General features: G+C 49.5%; 14 protein-coding genes and 1 pseudogene. 10 read left to right on the top strand and 5 right to left on the bottom strand.

From position 1 onward, the window contains the following. Positions 1-336: 336 nt before the first annotated feature. From AC27IB_RS21785 to AC27IB_RS21765, 5 genes are all read left to right on the top strand, one after another. Positions 337-912 (top strand): DUF2239 family protein, encoded by a 576-nt coding sequence (locus AC27IB_RS21785; RefSeq protein WP_296047202.1) that lies wholly within the window; start codon positions 337-339, stop codon positions 910-912. Continuing rightward, positions 896-2314, top strand: coding sequence for an MATE family efflux transporter (locus AC27IB_RS21780; RefSeq protein WP_296047198.1), 1419 nt, complete (start codon positions 896-898; stop codon positions 2312-2314). Before AC27IB_RS21785 ends, AC27IB_RS21780 begins: the two co-directional genes overlap by 17 nt. Further along, the gene (locus AC27IB_RS21775) at positions 2311-2703 is read left to right on the top strand and encodes a carboxymuconolactone decarboxylase family protein (RefSeq protein ID WP_296047196.1); all 393 of its coding nucleotides are present in this window, start codon (positions 2311-2313) and stop codon (positions 2701-2703) included. Before AC27IB_RS21780 ends, AC27IB_RS21775 begins: the two co-directional genes overlap by 4 nt. Positions 2704-2850: 147 nt before the next feature. Beyond that, positions 2851-4161, top strand: a complete 1311-nt coding sequence (locus tag AC27IB_RS21770) for a short-chain fatty acid transporter (RefSeq protein ID WP_296047193.1) — start codon at positions 2851-2853, stop codon at positions 4159-4161. A 123-nt stretch (positions 4162-4284) separates the two neighbouring features. Continuing rightward, the gene (locus tag AC27IB_RS21765) at positions 4285-5121 is read left to right on the top strand and encodes a sulfotransferase family protein (protein ID WP_487123623.1); all 837 of its coding nucleotides are present in this window, start codon (positions 4285-4287) and stop codon (positions 5119-5121) included. 56 nt (positions 5122-5177) lie between these two features. Here AC27IB_RS21765 and AC27IB_RS21760 read toward each other — a convergent pair whose 3' ends face one another. Beyond that, positions 5178-5711 (bottom strand): helix-turn-helix domain-containing protein, encoded by a 534-nt coding sequence (locus tag AC27IB_RS21760; RefSeq protein ID WP_296047187.1) that lies wholly within the window; start codon positions 5709-5711, stop codon positions 5178-5180. 173 nt (positions 5712-5884) lie between these two features. On the opposite strand from AC27IB_RS21760, the gene AC27IB_RS21755 reads away from it, so the two are divergent. Then, positions 5885-6907, top strand: coding sequence for a 1-aminocyclopropane-1-carboxylate deaminase (locus AC27IB_RS21755; RefSeq protein ID WP_296047185.1), 1023 nt, complete (start codon positions 5885-5887; stop codon positions 6905-6907). Between the two features lie 66 nt (positions 6908-6973). On the opposite strand, the gene AC27IB_RS21750 is transcribed toward AC27IB_RS21755, so the two are convergent. After that, a complete protein-coding gene (locus AC27IB_RS21750) occupies positions 6974-7981 on the bottom strand; it encodes a LacI family DNA-binding transcriptional regulator (protein ID WP_296047181.1) in 1008 nt (335 codons plus the stop codon). A 314-nt stretch (positions 7982-8295) separates the two neighbouring features. On the opposite strand from AC27IB_RS21750, the pseudogene AC27IB_RS21745 reads away from it, so the two are divergent. Then, positions 8296-9104: pseudogene (locus AC27IB_RS21745) on the top strand (MFS transporter). 8 nt (positions 9105-9112) lie between these two features. On the opposite strand, the gene AC27IB_RS21740 reads toward AC27IB_RS21745, so the two are convergent. The 3 genes from AC27IB_RS21740 to AC27IB_RS21730 form a co-directional block, all read right to left on the bottom strand. Continuing rightward, positions 9113-9985 (bottom strand): dioxygenase family protein, encoded by an 873-nt coding sequence (locus tag AC27IB_RS21740; protein ID WP_296047176.1) that lies wholly within the window; start codon positions 9983-9985, stop codon positions 9113-9115. A 116-nt stretch (positions 9986-10101) separates the two neighbouring features. After that, positions 10102-10998 (bottom strand): hypothetical protein, encoded by an 897-nt coding sequence (locus AC27IB_RS21735; protein ID WP_487123620.1) that lies wholly within the window; start codon positions 10996-10998, stop codon positions 10102-10104. A gap of 131 nt (positions 10999-11129) precedes the next feature. Further along, positions 11130-12098 carry a GGDEF domain-containing protein gene (locus tag AC27IB_RS21730; protein ID WP_296047170.1) on the bottom strand — a complete coding sequence of 323 codons (969 nt, stop codon included), beginning with the start codon at positions 12096-12098 and terminating at the stop codon, positions 11130-11132. A 397-nt stretch (positions 12099-12495) separates the two neighbouring features. Here AC27IB_RS21730 and AC27IB_RS21725 point away from each other — a divergent pair, with 397 nt between their 5' ends. The 3 genes from AC27IB_RS21725 (at position 12496) to AC27IB_RS21715 (ending at position 17905) form a co-directional block, all read left to right on the top strand. After that, positions 12496-13353, top strand: coding sequence for a class II glutamine amidotransferase (locus AC27IB_RS21725; RefSeq protein ID WP_296047167.1), 858 nt, complete (start codon positions 12496-12498; stop codon positions 13351-13353). A gap of 98 nt (positions 13354-13451) precedes the next feature. Continuing rightward, positions 13452-14339: an ABC transporter ATP-binding protein gene (locus AC27IB_RS21720; RefSeq protein WP_296047164.1), complete on the top strand. Its 888-nt coding sequence runs from the start codon at positions 13452-13454 to the stop codon at positions 14337-14339. A gap of 11 nt (positions 14340-14350) precedes the next feature. Then, on the top strand, positions 14351-17905 hold the full coding sequence (locus AC27IB_RS21715) for an ABC transporter permease/M1 family aminopeptidase (protein ID WP_487123617.1): 3555 nt from the start codon (positions 14351-14353) through the stop codon (positions 17903-17905). Positions 17906-17912: the final 7 nt, after the last annotated feature.

Genomic DNA, 17912 nt, shown 5'->3' with positions numbered 1-17912 from the left:
ACGCACGCCGTTACCGCGTTCAGTCGCGCTTTGTGTACTTTATAGCTGACAAGCGATACGACTATTGTTCACAATAGATAGGGCATTCATGGTGGTTTGGTCTCAGTGATGTTTGGCGATTGATCTGATCACCAAACATCATGAATGTTTACTTCTATTTTATCTCACTGATATTGCTATATTATTCGTGGGGATACCTCAGACTCTGACCCCTTTATTTTTGCGCCTCATATATTTTTTAGCCAGATTTCACCCTAATTTTACCCTGGTAATATTGATTTTAATTTGTGCGTTTGCTATTTTTACCCCGGTAAAATTAATCAGGAAATAAAAATCATGAGTAGCACCTATATCGCGATACACAATAAATCGCTGATCGCTCAGGGTGAGTTGCAAACGGTTATTCGCGAAGCACTAAGGCAGTTCCCCGAAGCCGAATCTTATTTATACAAACTAGACAATGGTAAGCGTGTGGACATCGACTGGCGCGGCGATGCCGAAGAGGTAATTAAGCGCCTGCCTGCTGCACTGGTGCCGCCTGCAAAAAAACGCGGCCGTCCTAAGCTTGGCGTGATCTCAAAAGAAATCACCTTACTCCCTGAGCACTGGGAGTGGTTGTCGGTACAACGAGGGGGCGCCTCTACGACGTTGCGCCGCCTGATTGATTCGGCCATGAGTAGCATGACACCGGCGCAGGAACGACGCATTAAGCAGGATCAGCTGTACAGCATGATGCGTGTATTTGAGGATGAAGCCGGCTTTGAAGCGGCCTCCCGGGCACTATATCGCCTCGACGAAGCGGCTTTTTCGCAGGCGATAGGTAATTGGTCCGGGGCACTGCAGGCAATATATCAGGACAAATTTAACCGCTTGCTTAGCATAGGAAATGACTCCCATGACGGAACAAGCTAGCCACAACCCCTACGTTAGCCCGCCGTTAACGCGGGTGTTTTTGAAAACCGCGCTGCCGATTATTCTGATGATGGTAGTGAGTGGTTCGCTGAATCTAGTGGATGCCTATTTTATCGGTGTCTTTGTGGGAGCTGATGCGTTGGCAGCGGTGACCGCAATGTTTCCAGTGTTTATGGTGCTGATTGCATTGTCGACCTGGATTGCCAGCGGTTTTGCCAGTGTAATGGCGCGTCTTAGCGGTGCAGGCAAACATGATGAAGCGCGCAACGCTTATGCTCAGGCACTTACCCTGACGTTGGTTATCAGCGTTATCCTGCTGACGGTATTCAGTCTGAGCGGTCAGGCACTGGCGCTCGCCAGTAACAATGGTAATCAGGCGCAGGCAGCAATGAGTTTTACCTACATGAGTATCATCATGTTCGGAGCACCGCTGATATTCTGGCTGGGAGTCGCCTCAGACAGTCTGCGTAGTGAGGGACATATTGGTTTTATTGCGCTGGTTTCGTTGTTAACCACCGTAGGTAACGGCGTTATGAATTACGTCTTTATCGTGCTGCTGGAACTGGGCGTGGCGGGTTCCTCCTATGGCACCATTGCCGCCCAAATCATAGCTCTGTGTGCGGTGTGGGGTTTTCGTCGCAGCCACAAAAATCGTCTCGGGCTACCTCTTTTTGCTTTAACAATGGTACGTAGCCGATGGCGCGAGTTTTTGTCACTGGGCGCACCATCGAGCCTGACCTATGTGGGGGTGGCATTTACGTCGGGGGCGATTCTGTTTAGTTTGCAGCAATGGCAGCCCGGCAGCTACGAAGTCACAGTTAGCGCCTACGGAGTGATCACCCGGGTAATGACCTTTATTTATTTGCCATTACTGGGGCTGGGCCTGGCCATGCAAAGTATTGTGGGCAACAACGTTGGTGCAGAACAGTATCAGCGGTCTAATCGCAGCTTGTGTATTGCCGTGGGCGTTGCCCTGCTTTACGGTGTGGTAACCGAAGCGTTGTTATGGTGGCTGCGCGCCGATATTGGTCTGCTATTTGTTGACGACCCGGCGGTAACCAGTGAAATTGCCAGATTGCTACCGGTGGTAAGCCTAGCGCTATTCCTACTGGGCCCGGTAATGCTGATCAGCTTTTATTTTCAGAGTATCGGTGACGCCAGACGGGCGGGCATATTAAGTATTGCCAAAACCTATCTGTTTGCCCTGCCTTTAATTTTTGTATTGCCGTTAATGTGGGGAGAATGGGGGATCTGGTATGCCGCGCCAGCGGCTGAGTTTCTTGCCCTATTGCTAACCGGAGGCATATTGTACCAACGTGCTATACAGGGCAACCATCGCTTTGGTTTATTGTATGCTGTGAATCAACCTGAGCCACAACCCATCAAGCAGGAGGCAATATGAGCAAAGACAATGAAACCTATCAGCAGGGGCTGAAAATACGCCGTGAGGTAATGGGCGATGCCCATGTTAACCGGGCCATGAATAACGCCTCCGAATTCAGCCAGCCGCTGCAGGATATGGTGATCCGTAACGCCTGGGGCGAAACCTGGGTTCGCGACGGTATTAGCAAGCAAACCCGCAGTCTGGTGACTATTGCCACCCTGGCTGCGCTGAAAGCCTCTACCGAGCTTAAAGGCCACGTAAGAGGCGCTTTGCGCAACGGTTGTAGCGTGGCGGAAATTCAGGAAGTCCTGCTGCATTCTGCCGTGTATTGCGGTATGCCAGCCGGGATTGAGGCCTTTCGCGCCGCAGAAGAAGCTATTCTGGCCTGGCAGGCCGAAAACGACTAGTTGGAATTTGTCACGTGAACGGGCTGGAAGCCAGTGATTATTGGTGCTAGATGCCTGAAAGGCAAACAGCAGTGGTCCGTTGCTTAATCTGACGCTACAGTAATAGACAAGTGAAAACATAGAAACAGGGCTATAAGGAAATTAACAATGCTTGCCGCTGCCGCGAAACCTTTTGTCAATTTGGTTGAAAAATACCTTCCTGATCCCTTTGTTTTTGTTTTAGCGTTAACCCTTGTGGTTATGGGCGCTGCTGTGATTATGCAACAACAACCAGTGACCCAGGTATTGGAGTATTGGGGGGGAGGCTTTTGGAGTCTGCTCACATTCTCTATGCAAATGTTATTGGTTCTGGTGTCAGGTCATATGTTGGCCAGCACTGTAATCATGAAGAACGCATTGAATACTATTGCTCGTTTAGCGGCTTCGCCCGGTAAAGCTCTTGTCCTTGTTACACTGGTATCTATGTTAGCAAGCTGGCTTAATTGGGGCTTCGGATTGGTTGTAGGAGCATTATTTGCTAAAGCCATAGCCCGGCGAATTGAAGTGGACTATCGCTTACTCGTGGCCAGTGCTTACTCTGGTTTTGTTGTGTGGCATGGTGGACTGGCAGGGTCTGTTCCCCTGACTATTGCTACTCCTGGTCATTTTGCGGAAGATTTGATTGGTGTTGTCAACACCAGCGATACCTTGTTCTCGCCGTTGAATATGACACTTCTGGCGATCCTTTTTGTGATTATGCCAGTCGTAAACAGGGCAATGATGCCGCCGGAAGCTGAACGGGTCTATGTTAACCCGAAGCATTTGAAAGAGCCTGAACCACCAACTCCATCCGGGTATATAAGCCCGGCAGAAAAACTTGAACGTAACACCATTCTTGCCCTATTGGCGGGACTGGCCGGGGTTGCTTATCTTTGTCTGCATTTCAGCAAAGGTGGCACGCTAAACCTTAATATCATTAATTTTGTATTTCTGTTCCTTGCTATTATTTTACATGGTACGCCTGAGCGTTTATTGCATAGCATGCAGCAAGCGATTCAGGGAGCCAGTGGGATTGTGCTACAGTTTCCTTTCTACGCAGGGATTATGGCGATAATGGTTCAGTCGGGTCTTGCCAGGGAACTATCTCAATGGCTAATTAGTGCCGCCACAGCTGATACGCTGGCGCTTTACAGTTTTCTAAGTGCAGGTATCGTAAATATGCTTATTCCATCTGGTGGCGGTCAATGGGCTGTGCAAGCCCCCGTTGTTTTGCCCGCAGCACTCGAACTTGGTGCAGATGTTAGTAAGGTATCCGTGGCGGTGGCATGGGGTGATGCGTGGACAAACCTAATCCAGCCATTCTGGGCGCTTCCGGTACTGGCAATTGCTGGCTTAAAGGCTAGAGATATAATGGGGTTTTGTCTTGTTCAGCTTCTCATTACAGGTATCATCATTAGCGCTGTGTTAATGGTACTGTAATTAGTTTTTCGTTACTGGAAGGTTGAAATTTATACAGGTTTGCTATGAAAGTATATATGTTACTTGCAGCCCCCTGTATCTTAAAGCAAGATATAACCACTTCTTAATTTGAGTTTTTTATCAATGCAGCAACCCATTTTCATTATTGGAACGCAGCGCTCCGGTACTACGCTTTTAACCAGAATGTTGTCGGCACATCCAGGCTTATTTATTCAAAATGAAATGGGTACCTACGGTGTTTTTGATAAACCTTACACTACTGAAGTTTTGCACGGCAGAATAACCGGACGGCTGCGGGATCGGTACTCTATTGATGTTAATTCGTTGGAGTCGGAAGGTATTCTCTGGGGCTGGAAAGACCCTATGTTAACGCCCCACCTGGATGAATTGGCCGAGCATTATCCGGGCAGCAAATTTATCGTGATAATTCGAGATCCGCGAGCTGTTGTAGCCTCTTATATTGATAATGCCTGGGGGTTGGGTACTACGCCTTACACCGGCGCTTTACGCTGGCATGACGAGGTTACCACGCAACTGGATTTTTGCCGGACGCATCAGCATCGTTGTATATGGTTTACCTATGAAAATCTGATAGAGAATAATCAACAGGCATTAACCAGAATCTGCGAATTCCTGGACGTAGACTTCGAACACGACATGCTTGAGTATTATAAAAGGCCGTTGGAGTTTGGTCAGAACCGTTCCAATATGAATACCCAAAAACCTATTGAAAAGTCGAGCTTATCCAAGTGGAAAGCTGCATTTTCACCCCGTCAGATAGGCATCATTAATAACGTGTGTCAGGACGTAATGACCAAACTCGATTACACCGATATGGCAGAGCTAAATACCCGCATAGGTGGCCTGGAAAAAAGCTATTACGAGTTACACCAAAAAGTCATGGGCGAATTGCAACTGCAGTATCAGTTACGCAAGGCGCGCCGCAACAGGAAAAAGTAGCTACAAAAGCTGCCTCTATCAAAGATAGTAACAGTTGACATGGCTGGCTACTCCCGTCAGTAGCAAATAATATTGTGAAAAACGGTGTATTCAGAGCGGGCTTTGTAGGTATGCGGCTGGTCAGCGAAGAATCGCAGGCTTTGTCCGGCCTGAAGCTCATGCCAGGCATTATCAAAATACACCAACAGCGCACCATTTAACACATGCACATGTTCAATTACACCGGTCGCGTGAGGATCGGATTGTTGTTCATGAAAATTAAGCAGGCTGACTTCCATCACTTCCATTCTTGTGTCATCACGATATGGAAAAATGGCTTTAACCTTCATGTTCGGATCTTCCGGAAAGTTTTCGTCACTGGCTCGTTCGTCTGAGCTGGTGGCAAAGAAGGCAGAGAAGGAAGCATTTAAACCACTGGCAATTTTCCACAAGGTCGAAATTGTCGGACTCGACTCCTGCCGTTCAATCTGTCCCAGCATAGCCTTGGAAACCCCGGTTAACCTGGCTACCGAGTCCAGACTCAGGCCCTGGGCTTTACGTAATGCTTTTAGGTGCTGTGCGATATGTTGTTTGAATTCTTGTTCTGCCATAACGAAATAATTGTTTGTGCGCTATAGCGCACAGTGGTATGGTGAGTTATCGGTGTGCAGTATAACGCACAACAGGCATCAGGTCTGATAAATGTTACTAAAAGCAGGAAGGCCCTTACATGCCGGCGCTGGCAGCACAGTGAGCATCAGTCATTTTTTTGGGAAACAGGTTCATGAAGTCATTGATCAGTAACTTTGAGCGTTACCCGCTTACTTTTGGGGTAACACCAATCGAGTATTTGCCACGTCTGAGTGATGCGCTTGGCGGTAAGGTTGATATCTATGCCAAGCGCGAGGATTGTAACTCCGGTTTAGCACTGGGCGGTAACAAACTCAGAAAGCTCGAATACATAGTGCCGGATGCCCTGGCCAGTGGCGCAGATACACTGGTTTCAATTGGCGGAGTACAGTCTAATCATACCCGCATGGTTGCCGCGACGGCAGCGAAAATTGGCATGAAGTGTGTGGTGGTACAGGAAAAATGGGTGCCACACTATGACGCGGTTTACGACCGTGTCGGTAATATCCAGCTGACCCGCTTAATGGGCGCCGACAGCCGCATGGTAGATGACGGCTTTGATATTGGCATACGAGACAGCTGGCAGAAAGCCATTCAGTCGGTAGAAGACGCTGGCGGTAAGCCTTATGCAATCCCGGCAGGCGCTTCGGTACATAAATACGGCGCGCTGGGTTACATTGGTTTTGCCGAAGAAGTAATCGCTCAGGAAAAAGAACTGGGGTTTAAGTTTGACTATATCGTGGTGTGCGTTGTAACCGGCTCCACTCAGGGCGGTATGATTGTAGGTTTTGCCAATCATGACCGTGCAGATACCGTGATTGGCATTGATGCGTCGGGTACTGTTGAACAAACCCGTGAGCAGGTCACCAGTATTGTTAATAACACGGCAGAGTTGGTAGGTTTAGGCCGTGAGGTACGGGAAGATGAAATTGTCATCAATCCGGATTATGCCTATCCGGCCTACGGCGTGCCCTCTGAGGAAACCAACGAAGCCATTCGACTGGCAGCGAAGACCGAAGCGATGATCACCGACCCTGTGTATGAAGGGAAGTCTATGCAGGGCCTTATCGACCTGACGAAAAAAGGCTTCTTCCCGGAAGGCTCTAAAGTGCTTTACGCCCACCTTGGCGGTGCACCGGCACTGAATGGCTACAGCTATCACTACAAAGACGGTTGACAAGAAAGACCATTAGATTGATTAGAGGCGGCACTTGCAGTTTTCGCCTCTAATAAAAAGCAGGCGCTATCCGATGCATCTGGCAACGGAGTTTCTGGGTACAATGGTGGGCAGGTACTTATAGGTAACGTCCGCATCAGGCTGTTTACCCTGAGCGTAGTCCAATGCCAGGCTGGCTGCCCGGGAAGCCATCCATTCAATAGGATAGTTCATAGTAGTTAATTTAGGACGACAAAACTGCGCCTGCAAGACATCATCGAAGCCCATCACGGAAACGTCCCTAGGCACCTCGAGGTTGTGGTCATATAACGTATTAATGGCGCCAGCTGCCATGGCGTCGTTGTAGGCCAGAATCGCGGTAAAGCTAGCGCCGGCCGCAAGCAATTGGCGCATGGCGATTTCACCGCCTTCCTGGTTGGGAGCTGCGTGGACTATCTGCGAGTCGCATAAGTCAATGCCCCACTCAGCGAGGGACTCCCTGATCCCCAGTTCGCGTTGGAGGCGGTCTTCAATAGCGAAATCGCTGCTGATAACCGCAATCTTGCGGTGACCGAGTTTGAGCACATGTTCGGCCATCATCCGCCCGCCGGCAACATTATCCAGCCATACACAACGATGTTTGATAGCGTCAATATAGCGGTTGATAAGCACAAAGCCGGGGGCCTGTCGGGCCAGCTGAATCAGGGTGTCGTCATCAAGAAATTTGGCGTGAACCACCATGGCTTTAACCCGATGATTAAGCAGGGTTTCGATAGCTTTCAATTCGGTATCAGCCTGCACGGAGCCAGAGCTCATCAACAGTTGGGTGTTGGCTTTACGTGCGACTTTTTCGATGGCATCTGCATAGGTAGCAAAAAACGGGTCCATTAGCTCTGCCAGCACCAGTCCTAGGGATGTACTTTTTTGTGTGACCAGCGCCCGTGCGTTAATGTTGGGCCGATAGCCCATTTTGTCCATTACCGCTTTAACGTGCTCGCGAGTTTTCGGGCCAACCTTCGGGCCATTATTAATCACTCGTGAAACAGTAGCAGGGGAAACGTTTGCCGCTTCGGCAATATCCTTGATGGTTATCATTTATCTTCCGTTACTTAGGGGGTGTACGGCATTTTTGTTTGGTAGCGTCTATGATGAGGGTACTTTCAACAAGCTGCAAGGGAAACACGTTTCCTCCATCGCTGGTACCTGTCAGCCGGTTACTATAATGTTCTGGCTGGCTGGCTGGCTGGCTGGCTGGCTGTGGTTTTGGTTTAGTTTTTGTATTGTATCCAGATAATGATTTTACTTTACTTGCGGCAGAAACAGGCATAAATTCGCCGGCAATTTCACCCCTGTAGTTTCTGCCGCCTCATTCTTATTCTCAGGTAGCGCGTTTTCTTATGGATTCGAAGATGGTCGATGTTGCACCTTGCAATAAATCCGGCAGCCCTCTTGTGCCTGTCTTAGGGTTGTCTTTCTTTGCGGTGGCCTCCGGTTTTTTAATGAGCCTGATCCCGCTTTCGTTAAAAGCGAATGGTTTACCTTCAACACAGGCCCCCTGGCTGGCTTCTATCTTTTATCTGGGCTTGCTGATTGGCGCTTTTACCATTCAGCGAATTGTGGCGGTAAATGGCCACCGGACTGCCTTTATTGCATTTCTTCTGTGACTCACACTAACGGTTGCAGTCCAGGTAGTCTGGCCTGGCGAAGCTGTGTGGCTGGCAGCGCGTCTGGTTGCAGGGATTGCCGTAGCCGGCGTATTTGCGGTGGTGGAGTCCTGGTTACTGATGACAGATACCGCTAAAGCCAGAGCTAAACGCCTGGGGCTGTATATGACTTCACTGTATGGCGGCACGGCGGTGGGTCAACTTGCTATCAAGCCGTTAGGTATCGATGGCGCCTTGCCTGGGCCGCAGAGTTATCAATCATCATGGGCTGCTATTTGTTACTGGGAGCGTGCACCTTTGCCCTGTATCCGGTGGCTATTGAGCTGGCTTGTGATGGTTTGCCGGTCACTAAAATTGTCGCTGCTACCGAATTTATGCTGTTGAGTTATAGCATTGGTTCGGTAGCGGGCCCGCTGTTAGCCGCTAATACCGGCCTGGTCAGTCAGGGGGGGCCGGTGTATCTGATGGAGTGTCTGATTGCCAACGGCCTTTATATATTGCTAAACAGCAACCGTCGGGTACCCGCTAAGGATACCCCGGTTGCCAATCTGTGAATACGGGATCAGGAAATGATAATGCGTTTCCAGGCCAGTAAAGAGCCATCGGTATTCTGCGCAAAATTGAAAAGTTCATCGTCATCTCCGTCGAAAACCGTATCGCGGCTGTTGTGGGTGTCGGGCTCGCCTCTACCCAGGTAGTCGGGGTGCGTTGAACAAATCGCATCAACGAAATCGTCATCAAAACCAAACTGAGAGATAAGCTGGTCGCTATTGTTGCTCCTAACTCTGAAATGAATATGAATAGCCCGGCTGCTGTACCAGCCCGGGAAACAGCTGTAGAAATTCACTCTGCCGCTGGCGTCGGTGACGGCAATACCGCGAAACCATTTTGCAGCCAGAGCGGCGCTGTCGTTACCGGTACAGAAAGAAGAATTAAAGCCATTGCCGTCGACACTGTCGCTGCTATCACCTGAATAGATCCCTTCAACATCACAGTGCCATACCTCGATTTCATAACCTGATAACGGGGAGCCGTCGCTATCAACCAGTTGCAGGCACAGCATCATTGGCAGCCCGGTTTGTTGTTCCGAAATATCATCACGATAATCACTGTCGAAATAGCAGGGGCCTTCCGTTAGTGACTCTGTGAGCTCCACCGAGCAGCTGCTTCCGGCATCGAACAAGCTGTCATCAGGGAATGATTCCGTTATCGAAACCGTTCCGCCGGATGCCCAGTCTGTTGTGGTTTCAACGCTGCCACCACTGCTTGAAGATCCACCGGTATTGCTACCGGAGGAGGATTCGGTTGTCGTTGAGTCGGCAGAAGGCGAGGTGCTGCTACTGTTGCAGCCCATAAAGAAAAAAGTTGGCGCCAGAATGGTGATGCCCGCCGCTGATTTTACCAGCATTCGGCGGCGCTGAAGGTTTGTAGTCATAGCAAAAGTCCAGAGAGTTAAAGTACTCAATGGACCTTAAAACGTTGCGGTTATTGCAGGCTTTGCATTGCTTAGCGTTAACCGGCATTCGCGGCACTCAGCATAAGCCTGGACACCTAAAAGTCGTCGATATTGTCCTGTAATTGCTTATCGTCAGTGTTTGCCGCGAGCTTAAGGTGCTGTTTTACCGCATCGGTTGCACTGGTTAACCGGTAAAGCTGTGCCAGACGAAAGTGTGCCCATTGCGCAGACGGTAAGCTGGCGTCGGGTGGGATAGCCTGAATATAGGCAAGGAGTGCATCAATGCCTTCCTTCACAGCCTGCTTACTGAAGACCGCATTGCGGCCTATCTGATACAGTGCGCTGAGCCTGAAGTGCGCTTCCTCGTCATCAATGGTGGCGTTGGTCGCTTGCTGGAAGGCTGCCAGAGCCGCTTCGTATTGCTCCTGTTGCTGCAATGTAAGCCCATGCTGATAATAGAATTCGGCGTGATCAGGGTAGCTGGCGAGAGCCTGGGCCATTGTTTCGGCGTAAGCCTTCTCTTTATCGGTCTGACGATAGTAGTTGAGTTTAGCGCGCAGACCCGCCTGTTCATCGAGTGCTGCGATGTCCTGAACTTGTTGCCAGGCAAGCTCCGTATCGCCACCGGCAATACCCGGTGCGCCAAGGTAAAACATCATCAGTCCGTATTTATACTCGGTGTTTGCGGGCTCGAGGGTTGCCGCCTGTTTAAAGCAGTCGAGGGATTTTCCTGCATAGCTTAGTGCAGAGAAAATAGACTGGCTGGCCTGAATACCCATTACCTGGCCACATAAAAAATGTACATCGGCGCGTTTAGGCGCCAGTTCCAGGGCTGCTTCAATTTTTTCCTCGGCTTCGTCCGGATCATCGCCAAGCAAAGTTTGAGCTTGCTCTAATAGTTTATCCACCTGGTTGGGGGGCGTATTGGCAAGCGTGAATGGCGTGGTAAAAATGCTGCCTGACAGCAGTAAAAAGGTGAGTTTACGTGACATCACTGATATTCCCTGTGTTATATAATGGACTCAGGATACCGTCTACCCTGGAATGGGTAACAGTGCCGAAAGTCACTTTCCGTTTAACGTGTTTGAGACCAACTCTGGTGAACAAGAGTTCACCGCAAGACTCAAAAAAATTCGATATCGTTATCGATAAACTGTTTGGCTGACGTTTCAAGAATGTTGGTCTGATTACGACCATTGGATTTTGACAGGTAAAGCGCTTCGTCAGCCACTTCTATCATCAGCGGTACGGCCTGTTGGGTATTGACTGGCGTACAACCAATACTGACCGTAACGTTGCCCGAGGGAAATTCATAGGCCTCTACTGCAAGGCGGAAGCGTTCCAGTACTGCCAGCGCGCCATTTTCATCGGTTTGGTTGATGATGACTAAAAACTCTTCTCCGCCGTACCGGAATAAGAAGTCGGAATGGCGGAAGGTGGTGCGCATGATATTGGCAAAATGAATCAATACTTCATCGCCATACAAATGACCAAACTTGTCGTTAATCGTTTTGAAATGGTCAATATCGAGCAACGCGATGTAAGAGGTCAACTCGTTAGTCGAGTTGTTACGATAGAAATCGAGGACCTGCTCGAAGGTGCTGCTGAGGGTCTGACGATTGTTCAGGCGAGTAAGAATGTCGCGTTCTTTGGTATCGAACAGGCGGATTTGGTGGTCATAAATCTTTGCCAGACCACGCACCACTTCCAGATTGTATTCATCCACAACACCCTTAATGAGCACCAGTTTCTCAGGGGGTTCTCCGCGGTTCACGTAAATATAAATGTATTCCTGCCTGTCGCAGGTAAGAAAAGACACGCCGGTTTCACCGTGCAGACTTATATCGCGGACGATATGGGTGAATTCATCCTTAAAGTCTTCAGCAAGTGAGAGTGGAAACTTACGAATCAGCGGCTCAGGGGTTCTTTCATCACGATAATTTCTGCCCAGAATTTCGTAGGACGAGACCTTTTCGATGGTATCGATCTCCAGCAGTGTTTTCATTAACACTACATTGAGATCGTGAAATGTTTTGGCCTCCAGTAATCTGGAAGACAATTCAAAAGCTCTGGTAAGGTCTGGAAAGGTCATCTGTTTTTATTATCGCCTGAGTTCGGGCAGCTGCACCATTGGTTGTAATACCGGCTGAGCTACTGTTATGAATGATGAATGCCTGAATTAAGAGAGCTATTTAATTTTTATTGACCGGAAGCGTGGCTAATAGCTTACAGCAATTGTGTCTGTGGCATCCAGACCGAAATAGTATAAATTGATGAAAAAACGTGTCAAATTAAACTTTCTGTTTATTTTTGTTAAAAATTTATATTAAACAATGTTTTGCGTATATCTATGCGGGTATTTAAGCGGGTTTCCGGTGGCCTGGTGTGGGCTGCTCCGGGGGAATAGCTATATTACTGGCTGAGAAAGTTGAATCCCCTGCCGGCAGTGATTATTCTTCGTGCTTATTTATTTCATTTGAGGTGTGCCAATGTGTGAATTGCTCGGCATGAGTGCCAATACGCCTACTGACTTGTGTTTCAGTTTTACCGGGCTAACCCGGCGTGGTGGGGGAACCGGACCACACAAAGACGGCTGGGGCGTAGCGTTTTACGAAGGTAAAGGCGTACGAATGTTCCACGATCCTGAACCTTGTGCCACCTCACCCATTGCAGAATTTGTTGGCAAACTGCCAATTAAAAGCAAAACGGCTATCTGCCATATCCGTCAGGCAAACGTCGGTAATATTAACCTGGCTAATACGCACCCTTTTATACGCGAGTTATGGGGCCGAAACTGGGTGTTTGCTCATAATGGTCAAATCCCGGGGTTCTCCCGCCGGGTGGGCATGTATGAAGCCATCGGGGATACCGATAGCGAAGAGCTGTTCTGCGATATCATGAACCAGGTGCGCCAGGGATTGCCGCGCGATGCCATGCCCGGGCAACTCACTCAAACGCTTGTTGGGCTGGCCCAGGAATATGCCCGCCAGGGAGTGTTTAATTGTTTGCTGAGTAACGGCGACTGGCTGTTTACTTTCTGCAGCACCAAGCTGGCCAGTATTACCCGGCGTGCTCCCTTCGGGCCGGCATGCCTGAAAGATGTGGAAGTGGAAATTGACTTTGCCGCAGAAACCACGCCGCAAGATGTGGTTAGCGTTATCGCTACGGAGCCATTAACCACTGACGAGCAATGGGACGTTTACGAACGCGGCGAATGGCGCTTATGGCAACTCGGTGAAGTGATTGCCAGTGGGAAAGTTGACGTACCGGTGCACTCCAGTGAGGCCGCGCTGACCAGCCCGAAAAATATGCCCAGGGATTGCGAGCCCCGGCCAGGACAAGGCTAAAAATAAAAGTGTTATAAATCGTTACAAATTTTGAGCTTACGTTGCCGACTGAATACGGTAGTGTGAAAATCACACTACTATAAGCAGACGGAACGGCTATGCTATCAATCACTCAACTGACCAAAACCTACTCCAATGGCGTACGCGCGCTGGACGGGATTAATCTCGATATTCCTAAGGGCATGTTTGGCCTGTTAGGCCCCAACGGCGCGGGTAAATCTTCGCTTATGCGTACCATTGCTACGCTGCAGACGCCGGACCAGGGCAGTATTGTTTTTGACGGTACCGACGTCATTGCTCAGCCCAATGAATTGCGCCAACGCCTGGGCTACTTACCGCAGGATTTTGGCGTGTATCCGCGTATCAGTGCCGAGCGCCTGCTCGATCACCTGGCCGTCCTTAAAGGGTTAAATAATAAAGCTGAGCGGAAAGAAGCGGTTGAAGGCTTGTTGGTGCACACCAATCTCTGGCAACACAGAGATAAAGCAGTGAGTGGCTACTCCGGCGGCATGCGCCAGCGCTTTGGTATTGCCCAGGCGCTGCTCGGCGATCCGGAGTTAATTATTGTTGATGAGCCCACCGCCGGTCTCGACCCGGAAGAGCGTAACCGATTCCACAACCTGCTGGTGAGTCTGGGAGAAGAGAAAGTGATTATCCTCTCCACTCATATCGTTGATGATGTATCGGAGCTGTGCCCCAATATGGCGGTGCTGGGTCAGGGTAAAATTTTGCTGGAAGGCAATCCCATCGAGCTGACTTATCAGCTTAAAGGCCGTATCTGGTGTAAGCAGGTGAGTCAGGAAGAGTTAAAAGAAATTGAACAGCAGTACAGTCTTATCTCTTCGCGACTGATTGCAGGGAAGCATGTGGTTCATATCATGGCCGATGACGCCCCTGAGGGCTTTGAGGCGGCGCCAGCGAATCTGGAAGATGTTTACTTTTCAACGCTTTACGAGTCACGCAAAAAATCAGCCCAGGCCGCATAAGGAGCACGACTATGTTTTGGAAAAGCCTGGCGTTTGAATGGCGCTACTTTTTGCGCCAACCGTCGTTTACGGTTACCGCACTGGTATTCTTTTTATTACCGTTTATGGCGACCACGACCGATAGCGTTCGCATCGGCGGTGGCGGCAATGTGTTATATAACGGCAGTTATGCGATTGCTCAAACCGTGCTGATCATGGGGGTATTTGCCCTGTTCTTACTGGTCAATTTTATTGCGGGCACTGCCACCCGTAACCACACCACCAAAATGAGTGAGTTGGTGTATACCCGCCCGGTGAACCCGGCGAAATACCAGTTGGGCCGCTTTTTAGGCTCAACGCTGGTGACTCTGACGGTGTTTGCGGCAGTGCCGCTTGGTATTCTTATTGGTTCTCTGATGCCGTGGGTCGACCCTGAGCGGATAGGGGCAACCCAGTTAAGTTTTTATTTAACGCCCTTCTTCTACATCATTGTGCCGGGCTTTTTGTCGTTAGGGATGATCTTCTTCGCTCTTGCTCAGCGCGTGCGTTCGATGATGGCTGCTTACCTTACCGCATTGGGCATTTTTATTGTTTATGTGGTGGGTGGCGTAATTACCAGTGAGCCGGAATATCGTGAGATTGCGGCGTTACTCGACCCGTTTGCACTGCGGACTTTTGGTGAAATCAGCCGTTACTGGACGGTGTTTGATAAAAACGTGACGGCCATAAGCCTGGACGGCGTATTGCTGCAAAACCGCCTGATCTGGCTGGCTATTGGCGCTGTGATTTTGTTCACCTTTGGCGGTATTTTCTCGTTTAAGTGGCAACAGGGGTCAAAGAAAGTTAAGCCATCCAAGGCTTCAAGATTGCCGGCTCCTGAGGGCAACCGTATCAGTTATAAGGCGAGTGGCGGCTATCAGTGGAGCAAGTTTGTAACCAATCTTGGCTTTGAAATGCGCCAGGTATTACTCAGTCCGGCCATGATTGTGCTGGTGCTGTTCAGTATCTTTAACCTGACGTCGTTGTACGCGGTGGCTTATGGTGGCTTGTATGGCACCGATAACTGGCCACTCACGCAGAATATGACCACGGCTATTGTGGATAATTTTGGTCTTACCATGATGATTGTGGTGATTTACTACAGTGGTGAGATTGTCTGGCGCGAACGTGGCAGCGGCATGGGTGACATCATCGAGTCTACCCCGGTGTTCAATGCAGTATTCTGGGTCTCCAAGCTGTTTTCAATGTGGGCGGTGCTGGCTGTTCTGTATGTTATCGGTATGCTGTTCACCATTTTCTTCCAGCTCACCAAGGGCTATACCAACCTTGAAATTGATTTGTATCTCAGTGAGTTATTCTACATCGAACTGTTACCATGGATGTGGGTAACGGTACTGGCGTTCTTTATTCAGGTGCTGAGCCCTAACAAATACATGGGTATGTTAATTACTTCGGCTTATCTGATTTCAACGCTGGTTATGAATCAGCTTGGCGTAGAACACAATATGTGGACCTTTGGTAATGCCCCACGGGTATTGTATTCCGATCTCAATCGCTACGGTTGGTTTTTAACCGGCTTTAACTGGTACATGCTGTATTGGGGGGCACTAAGCCTGGCATTGTCTATCATTGGTTATGGTTTGTGGCAGCGTGGTCCGGAGAGTAAGCTTAAAGATCGCTTAAAACTGCTTGGCTACCAGATGGGCAAAACCGGCAAAGGGCTGCTGGCCGCCAGTCTGATAGTGTTTATCGCCAGCGGTGGGTACATTCACTACAACACCAAGGTGCTCAACGAATTTACCGGCCGGGATGAAGGACTGGACCGTCAGGCTGAGTATGAACGTCAGTTTGTGCAATACGAAGAGGCTAACATTCCTATTGTCACCAAAGCCAATGCGCTGGTGGATATCTACCCGGAAGAGCGTCGGATAGAAGCCACTGCAGAGGTGGTGGTAGAGAACAAACGTGACACGCCAATTACCCGTGCACTGGTGTCTATTCCCCGCCACACACCGGAGTGGCATATTGACATTCCCGGTGCCAAAGTGGTGGAAATAATGGACGAGTTCAACTCAGCCTGGCTGGAGTTTGATGAGCCAATGATGCCGGGTGAAGAACTGGCCGGCAGTGTTTCCGTAGTACGCGACCATTCGGGCTTTAAGGACCGTGGGTTCGACCTGATGGTGGCAGAAAACGGCACCTTTATTAACAACTATGAGTTATTCCCGATATTTGGTTTTCGTGGCGACTTCGTAATCAGTGACCGCCATGAGCGTCGTAAGCGGGACCTTCCTGAACGGCCACGGGCGAATAAACTGGAAGATACCAGTAAGTATTCGCAAAGCTTCTTTGGTCCGGGGGTGAGTTTCATTGAATTTGAAACCACCATTTCAACGTCCGACGATCAAATCGCCATTGCCCCGGGTTACCTGCAAAATGAGTGGACCGAAAACGGCCGTCGTTATTTCCACTATAAAATGGATGCGCCGATGGTGGCGTTCTACTCCTTCTTGTCGGCCCGACATGAGGTCAAACGGGACGAACATAACGGCGTGAACATTGAGGTGTATTATGACCCCAAACATGCCTGGAACGTGGATTTAATGATTCAGAGTGTGAAAGATTCACTGGATTATTTCACCGCCGAGTTTGGCCCTTATCAGCACAAACAAATGCGCATTATTGAATTTCCGGGCTATCGCTCGTTTGCGCAGAGTTTTGCCAATACGGTGCCTTATTCAGAGGTGATTGGATTTACCGCTGACCTGCGTAACAGCGAAGACATTGATTACGTCTATTATGTTACTGCCCACGAAGTCGCTCACCAATGGTGGGGCCATCAACTGGGGGCCGCCGATGTACAGGGCAGTGCTATCCTGTCGGAAAGTCTGTCTCAGTACAGCGCTATCATGGTGCTGCAAAAGCGCTATGGTGAGAATATGATCCGTAAGTTTCTGACTTACGAACTGGATCGTTATTTACGCGGTCGCAGCAGTGAGCTGTTAGAAGAAATGCCCTTTATGCGCAGTGAAAACCAACAGTATATTCATTATCGCAAAGGGTCTGTTGTAATGATGTCGATTCTCGACCGACTCGGTGAGGAACGGCTGAATGCAGCGCTTGAACAGCTAATGACAGACTTCCGTTTTAACTCAGATCCCTATCCCACCACTCTGGATCTGCAGGCTGCGCTTAATGCTCAGGCCACGCCGGAAGAGCAGGCGTTTATTGCGGATATTTTCGAGCAAATCACGCTTTACGATCTGAAAGTGGATAACGCCGAAACGACTCCGCTGGAAGAAGGCTATGAGGTGACCATTACCATTAGCGGTGCAAAATATGCGGCTGACGGGCAGGGCATGGAAACCGAGCAGCCGCTGGAGGAATGGGTTGATGTGGGCGTATTTAACAGTGATCCGTCTATATTGACGGACGACAGTCAGGTGCTTTACAAAGCCAGACATAAAATTGTCAGCGGTGAAAATACCATTACCGTAACCGTGGCTGAAAAGCCATTGTATGTAGGGGTAGACCCTTTCGTGAAACTGATTGACCGCGACAGCGGCGATAACGTCAAGCGGTTGTAATCGCAAA

It is taken from the genome of Alteromonas sp. 4NH20-0104 (assembly GCF_057547795.1).
Note: the sequence above shows the minus strand (reverse complement) of the source record. Positions and strands in the feature narration are given on the sequence as shown.

What these genes read in the sequence shown, in the direction of transcription:
- AC27IB_RS21740 (WP_296047176.1), bottom strand. Translation starts at nt 9,985, where the DNA reads ATGACTACAAACCTTCAGCGCCGCCGAATGCTGGTAAAATCAGCGGCG.
- AC27IB_RS21720 (WP_296047164.1), top strand. Translation starts at nt 13,452, where the DNA reads ATGCTATCAATCACTCAACTGACCAAAACCTACTCCAATGGCGTACGC.
- AC27IB_RS21770 (WP_296047193.1), top strand. Translation starts at nt 2,851, where the DNA reads ATGCTTGCCGCTGCCGCGAAACCTTTTGTCAATTTGGTTGAAAAATAC.
- AC27IB_RS21765 (WP_487123623.1), top strand. Translation starts at nt 4,285, where the DNA reads ATGCAGCAACCCATTTTCATTATTGGAACGCAGCGCTCCGGTACTACG.
- AC27IB_RS21775 (WP_296047196.1), top strand. Translation starts at nt 2,311, where the DNA reads ATGAGCAAAGACAATGAAACCTATCAGCAGGGGCTGAAAATACGCCGT.
- AC27IB_RS21750 (WP_296047181.1), bottom strand. Translation starts at nt 7,981, where the DNA reads ATGATAACCATCAAGGATATTGCCGAAGCGGCAAACGTTTCCCCTGCT.
- AC27IB_RS21725 (WP_296047167.1), top strand. Translation starts at nt 12,496, where the DNA reads ATGTGTGAATTGCTCGGCATGAGTGCCAATACGCCTACTGACTTGTGT.
- AC27IB_RS21780 (WP_296047198.1), top strand. Translation starts at nt 896, where the DNA reads ATGACGGAACAAGCTAGCCACAACCCCTACGTTAGCCCGCCGTTAACG.
- AC27IB_RS21755 (WP_296047185.1), top strand. Translation starts at nt 5,885, where the DNA reads ATGAAGTCATTGATCAGTAACTTTGAGCGTTACCCGCTTACTTTTGGG.
- AC27IB_RS21730 (WP_296047170.1), bottom strand. Translation starts at nt 12,098, where the DNA reads ATGACCTTTCCAGACCTTACCAGAGCTTTTGAATTGTCTTCCAGATTA.
- AC27IB_RS21760 (WP_296047187.1), bottom strand. Translation starts at nt 5,711, where the DNA reads ATGGCAGAACAAGAATTCAAACAACATATCGCACAGCACCTAAAAGCA.
- AC27IB_RS21785 (WP_296047202.1), top strand. Translation starts at nt 337, where the DNA reads ATGAGTAGCACCTATATCGCGATACACAATAAATCGCTGATCGCTCAG.
- AC27IB_RS21735 (WP_487123620.1), bottom strand. Translation starts at nt 10,998, where the DNA reads ATGTCACGTAAACTCACCTTTTTACTGCTGTCAGGCAGCATTTTTACC.
- AC27IB_RS21715 (WP_487123617.1), top strand. Translation starts at nt 14,351, where the DNA reads ATGTTTTGGAAAAGCCTGGCGTTTGAATGGCGCTACTTTTTGCGCCAA.